This window comes from Ewingella americana ATCC 33852 (assembly GCF_000735345.1).
Taxonomy (GTDB): domain Bacteria; phylum Pseudomonadota; class Gammaproteobacteria; order Enterobacterales; family Enterobacteriaceae; genus Ewingella; species Ewingella americana.
The window spans coordinates 1-5,730 of record NZ_JMPJ01000030.1 but is presented as its reverse complement, the minus strand read 5'-3'; the positions used below and the strand labels follow the sequence as shown (position 1 = coordinate 5,730).

Sequence of the window (5,730 nt, the reverse complement as noted above, 5' to 3'; positions counted from 1 at the left end):
GTGGGGTTGGCTGCATTGAGCACGGTTTTAAACCACTCCTCATCCCTGCCTTCTCCTCTGAGAGGAGAAGGAGAAAACCAAGCTAACCCACTGAAAAGGTACGGTTGAGAAGCCAGTAGGTCGCGTTCAGATGTGACGCCGAGGGAGTGGTTCGAGACCTATGGCTCGAAGCCCGAACTGAGGGAACCGCCTAAGCGGCGGCTCTTCGCGACGATCACAGTGGCCGCTGAAACACGGCCATTCTGACCCTGCGAAGCCTCGATCACGCAGCTGAAAAAACGCAGGGTTCCAAGGGAGGCGCGTTTACGCCTCCCTTGGTCGGTGTGGGCCGACGCCCACGAACTTGAACTTGAACTTGAACTTGAACTAAAAGACCTGTTCGCGTGGCAACACAAGCCATTAAGGGGCTTTGGGGCTTGCCCCCACTCCCGCCATCATCCTCACCAAATCCTGCATGCCGAGATTCACCTGATTAATCACCTCCCCAGCGTTGCGGCTTAGCGTGACTCCGCCGCCTGCGCGATTAACGCAGTTGCCCATGCCGTCGATGGCGGCCATCACGCCGTCGCGGATGCTTTGGGTGAGTTGGTCAATCTCTACGGCGGCTTTGCGTGATTGGTCGGCAAGCGAGCGGACTTCGCCAGCTACTACGGCGAATCCGCGGCCCTGTTCCCCGGCGTGGGCAGCTTCGATGGTGGCGTTAATCGCCAATAAGTTGGTCTGGGAAGAGATCCGGCGTATGGTATCGACCATCTCACCGATGCGTTCTGAGGTTTGGCCCAGCTGGCTGATAATGTCCGCCGTGCGCTTGGCAAGTGCTTCAACTTCTTGCATATCCTCTACGGCTTTTTGCACGATAGTCACGCCCTGCGCCGCCGTTTTATCAGTATTCAGTGACAACTCGTGGACGTGAGTCATCATATTTTCCTGCTGGCGCTGCTGGTTCATTTGCACCGTGATGTCTTGGGCGATTTTCACCACCTTCACCACTTTGCCTTCATCATCCATCACCGGATTGTAGCTGGCTTCCAACCATACGCTCTGCCCACGGCTGTTCACTCGCTCGAAACGGCCGAGGATAAACTCACCGTTTTTCAGGCGCTGCCAGTGGGAACGGTAATCGTTGGAGTCTCGCCACTCGGGCATACAAAACATCGCGTGGGACTTTCCCTGAATATGATTCAGTGAATATCCCATGACTTTTATAAAGTTGGCGTTGGCGGAAAGAATATTGCCTTCAGGGGTAAAGGTTATCAAAGCCATGGAACGGTCGATTGCTTCTAATAAGCCATGATGATCGTGCGATTCATTAATACGATCAGTCACATCGCTGGCTATTTTAATTATCTCGACCACCTTCCCTTGTTTATTTAAAACTGGGACGTATGTCGCTTCTAACCAAATAAGTGAACCGTTTTTGTGCAAACGCTTAATATTGCCGCTAACGGATTTGCCCTGCTGTAGCCCTTGCCAGTGCAGCCGGTAAGCATCACTGGCAACGAACTCCGGGGTGCAGAATATCTTGTGGGGCTGCCCTACCACCTCATCGCGGGTATAACCTATGGTACTGAGAAATAGGTTATTTGCCTCAGTAACGATGCCTTGCGGTGTAAACACGATCATCGGAACTGCTTGCGAGAGAGCAGAGAATTTATCACGCCATGCCGTGCTGAATTGATGAGTGAAAAGTTGCATAGTGCAGTGACCCTGTGGCTGATAACGTGAATAAGGGAATAACACGTGCGCTAACTATTTAAATCTACAAAGATTGTAAATTTAAAAATTTAGCTTAACCCTGGGTCGGTGTATTTGAAGGCTGCTAGAAAAGATAATAAAAGTAAAAAAATCAAAAAAAGTTTACGCGATGAATAATTTCACTGGTGACAAAGTGAACTTTTCTTATTGTGAATTAATCATAATTTAAACTACTAAAAAAGGAAGGGGGTCGTTAGGATTTTTTTTAGCCTGAGATATTTATACCTCTCAGGCTAATTAAATGCGGGGGAGAAACAAGGTGTTAGATTAGCCCCAACGCTTCCCTGCCCAACTTTTTTGCTGCCAAGGAGTGAGGAAAGTCCAAGCCACGAAGCGGCTAATTTTATTGCCTTGGGTCATTTCTACGGTGCGAACCTCCGTCGCTTCCAGCTCTTCCAAGGCTTCATACAGCAGCGGCAAGGTGGTTTTCTTCGACACTAAAACGGTGAACCACAGGCAGTTAGTGCGCTTCTCGGCGCTCTCTTCGGCCATGCGAACCACGAAAGCTTCTTCACCCCCTTCGCACCACAGCTCATTGTGCTGGCCGCCGAAGTTCAGTTCGGCTTTGCTTCCTGCACGGCGATCGAGGCCAAGATTTTGGCGTTTGCGCTGGCTGCTGCCTGCCGCTTCTTCCGCGGAACCGTGGAATGGCGGATTGCACAGCACGGCGTCGTAGCGCTCATCGTGACGAATAATGGTGTCGAAAATGCGCTGCGGCTTCGACTGCAAGCGGAAACGCACTTGGTTGGTCAGCAGCGGGTTGGTCGCAACAATCTTCTTCGCGGCGGCCATCGAAGTGGCGTCAATCTCACTGGCAGTGAAACGCCAGCCATATTCGCGCAGACCGATGATTGGGTAAATGCAGTTAGCACCCACGCCGATATCCAGAATTGCCAGATCTTTGCCTTTCGGGATTTCGCCATTGTTGCTGCTCGCCAGCAGGTCAGCCAAATGGTGAATGTAATCAGCACGGCCGGGGATTGGCGGGCAGAGATAATCTGCCGGAATGTCCCAGTTTTCAATCTGATAGAAGTGACGCAGCAGCGCGCGGTTGAGCGCTTTTACAGCCTGCGGGTCGGCGAAGTCTACTGACAAATCGCCCCATTTGTTTTCAGAAACGAACGGGCCAAGCTCCGGGCTGCTGGCAATCAGGGCCGGGAAGTCATAGCGGCTACGGTGGCGGTTACGCGGGTGCAGGCCGCTTTTTTCCTGCGGGAAGATTTTCTTTTGTTCCACCTGAATGACTCTCCGGTATTGTTTGATAAACGAACTATTTCTGAAAACGAATGGCTTTCACAAAGGATTAAAAATTTCTGGCGCGTAAGATACCACAAACTGCCCCCCTCTGCCGGACGTAAAAAAACCGCTATTGGCCCAGCGACCGATGGCGGTTGTTTATCGCGACGCCTTACTTATGAAAATAGGTCTGTTGCACGAAATCGGCAAAGTCCTGACACATGGCTTCGTCGCCGTCGGCGCTATCCGCTAACACGCGTTTGCCGTCTACCACACGGATGTGCGCATTGAGGTCGAAATCCGCCGCAGGCTGTTCACGCTGCGCCGCCGCTTTCATGGTTTGCTGCGCCTCTTCCCACGCCGCCGCCACGGTTTGGTTGCAAGCTTCGGCCAGATAATCCGGGTTGAAGCCCTCGCCGGTCAGGTTACGCAAGGTTTCGTCATGGCTAATGCTGTTGCCCGGCGTCCAGTAGTGCTTGGCTAAATCCGGGCCGATGGCCGGGTTATCGGTCAGATAACCATCGCGTTTAAGGAAGAAGGCGCGAGTCTGCTCGACGGCCATCAGCGCCAACAGGTAGCCCTGATAGGAACAGGCAGATTCCATTGATAACAAATGAGGAATAGCCATGGTTGGCCGCGGGCTGCCGGTGACGCCCAGAATGTGAGTTTCGACATCACGCGCCAGCGCCAGAATCGCTTCTGGAGTGCGTTTTTCGTCCGGCCACTGATAGAGCTGCCATTCGAAATACGGCACCAGCAGGATGTGGCGCTCATTGAAGGCACGCATTGGCTGGCGGGCCGCGATGCTGTCGTGGATCAGCGTATCCGGCACCGATTCGCCCTGAGCATTCTTCGCATAACGCTTCAGCCAGTCGGCATCTTCCAACAGGCTGTCGCAGAACATGGACTGGGTTTCGGCGTAAGCCATAGACGTCGGCGGGAACTCTTGCGAGAAGCACGGCGCATTCTGGCGAATATTAGCGAAATGCGCCGCGTGGCCGCCCTCGTGGAACAGGGTATTCAGGCCGCTACTGCCGCTGCCCACTTGGTCTGGCTTGGCGAGGCTGGTGAAGTTAATCACGCCGGAAACCCAGTCGCCGTTGTCATAGAAAGTGGGCACCGGGCTGTGCATAAAGCCGTTTTCATACTTGCCTTCGCGCACCAGCAGGTCGAGCTGCATTTCTGCGCCTTGGAAGTCGATATGCAGGCGTTTAAAGCTGTCAATCCAGCGGCGCAGCGAGTCGGCAAACGGGAAGTAAGGGTCAAGCTGGCGAGTGACGTCACCCGCGCTGGCAAAACGAATGTTCCACGGCAGCAAGGCACCATCGCCTTTACGCGCCACCAGCTCATTCAGGCTGCGCACGTTGCCTTCGCGGGTCTGCTCTTCGAAGCGATCCAGAATGGCGAACAGCTGTTCCGGCGTCATGCGCTCGGTTTTGTTCACCTTATAATCGAAATAGTTGCGGTAGCCCAACTGGCGCGCAAAACGGTTACGCAGCCCGACCAGCTCCGGGAAGCCGTTGTGCAGCAGCCACTCTTCCAACTCGCGCAGCGCGGTCTGGGAGCTGCGGCGGTAAGCCTCGTTTTCATTGTTGGCCTGATTGGTCAACAGCTCGCCGAGAGAAGCATTCACCCGCTCGCCTTTGGCATTGATATGGGTCAGGCGGTGCGCTTTGCGCTTGGCGAACAGCGCGGATTCGGCCTGAATGATTTCATCCAGCAGCGCCTGCGCCTGTGGGTCTTCAATGGTGTTGCAGTCAAAGAAGCGATACCAGCCCTGAAGGCCGTGCAGCAGCGCCTTGCCCTCTTCGTCGAGAGTCAGTTTTTCCAGCGAGGCAATGTGCTCGCGCAGTTCACCCAAACGGCTGGATTCAGAGATAAAACGTTTGTGGGCAGTCTCAGCTGCCGCGAAGTCTGCCGACACGTTCTCGTCGCCAGTCCCCATGTAGTTCTGCCAGAAAAGTTCTTCTTTGGCCTTGTGCACCCGCAGATAATCGTGATTTAGGGCATTAAAGTAATCTTGAGCCTTTTTCATGCAGTCTTCTCTATTGATAGGTAACGAGATTATGCATTGAGTGTATGTTTAGACGGCGGTTCTGTCGACATGAGAGAACCGCGATTGTTACGAGGATGTGAGGCAGGAAAGCTTAGTTTTTCTTTACGAATTCGGATTTGAGCTTCATTTGACCAAAGCCGTCGATTTTGCAGTCGATATTGTGGTCACCTTCGCACAAACGGATGCTTTTAACTTTGGTGCCAATCTTAAGCATCGACGAGCTGCCTTTGACTTTGAGATCTTTAATCACGGTCACCGAGTCGCCGTCGACCAGCGTGTTGCCATTGGCATCAACCACCACCAACGCGTCATCCTGAGTATCGGTATCCCCTTCCAATGACCAAACATGTCCACATTCAGGGCAATTGAGCATCGCGCCGTCCTGCCATGTAAATTCAGAGCTACAAGCCGGGCAATTTGGTAACTTTTCCATGTATTTATCTCGTTAAAGTATTTTTAAAAAAATGAGTAAAATCATAAGAGAAATGATTAATAACGAGTATTTTACCTCTTTGCGAGGGGCGTGGGTAGACTGGGAGGTAAAAAGGGGGTTTTTAATTTCAAATTCAATACATTGCGTTGCTGTGTAAACTGGCCTTAAAGTCAAGGTCGTGCGCTGCCGCCACACCGGCCTCAAGGGGCGCCTATCGCCGCGCCCCTTGAGAATCCCCGGCTCTTTACTG

At 52.8% G+C, this 5,730-nt stretch carries 5 protein-coding genes; all 5 read right to left on the bottom strand.

Annotation, left to right across the window (positions count from 1 at the left end; translation table 11 throughout):
• Positions 1–399: 399 nt before the first annotated feature.
• Positions 400–1,695, bottom strand: a complete 1,296-nt coding sequence (locus GEAM_RS04530) for a methyl-accepting chemotaxis protein (RefSeq protein WP_034788836.1) — start codon at positions 1,693–1,695, stop codon at positions 400–402.
• Between the two features lie 327 nt (positions 1,696–2,022).
• Positions 2,023–2,991, bottom strand: coding sequence for a 23S rRNA (adenine(1618)-N(6))-methyltransferase RlmF (gene rlmF / locus GEAM_RS04525; protein WP_034788834.1), 969 nt, complete (start codon positions 2,989–2,991; stop codon positions 2,023–2,025).
• 172 nt (positions 2,992–3,163) lie between these two features.
• The gene (locus tag GEAM_RS04520; protein WP_034788832.1) at positions 3,164–5,026 is read right to left on the bottom strand and encodes a M3 family metallopeptidase; all 1,863 of its coding nucleotides are present in this window, start codon (positions 5,024–5,026) and stop codon (positions 3,164–3,166) included.
• Positions 5,027–5,138: 112 nt separating this feature from the next.
• Positions 5,139–5,480: a zinc ribbon domain-containing protein YjdM gene (locus GEAM_RS04515; protein ID WP_034788828.1), complete on the bottom strand. Its 342-nt coding sequence runs from the start codon at positions 5,478–5,480 to the stop codon at positions 5,139–5,141.
• A gap of 12 nt (positions 5,481–5,492) precedes the next feature.
• Positions 5,493–5,730, bottom strand: a 238-nt coding sequence (locus GEAM_RS23335) for a hypothetical protein (protein WP_034788825.1), incomplete at its 5' end; no start/stop codon positions are given.

Excerpts from the sequence above, each read along its gene's own strand:
- GEAM_RS04530 (WP_034788836.1), bottom strand. The coding sequence starts at position 1,695 with ATGCAACTTTTCACTCATCAATTCAGCACGGCATGGCGTGATAAATTC.
- GEAM_RS04520 (WP_034788832.1), bottom strand. The coding sequence starts at position 5,026 with ATGAAAAAGGCTCAAGATTACTTTAATGCCCTAAATCACGATTATCTG.
- GEAM_RS04515 (WP_034788828.1), bottom strand. The coding sequence starts at position 5,480 with ATGGAAAAGTTACCAAATTGCCCGGCTTGTAGCTCTGAATTTACATGG.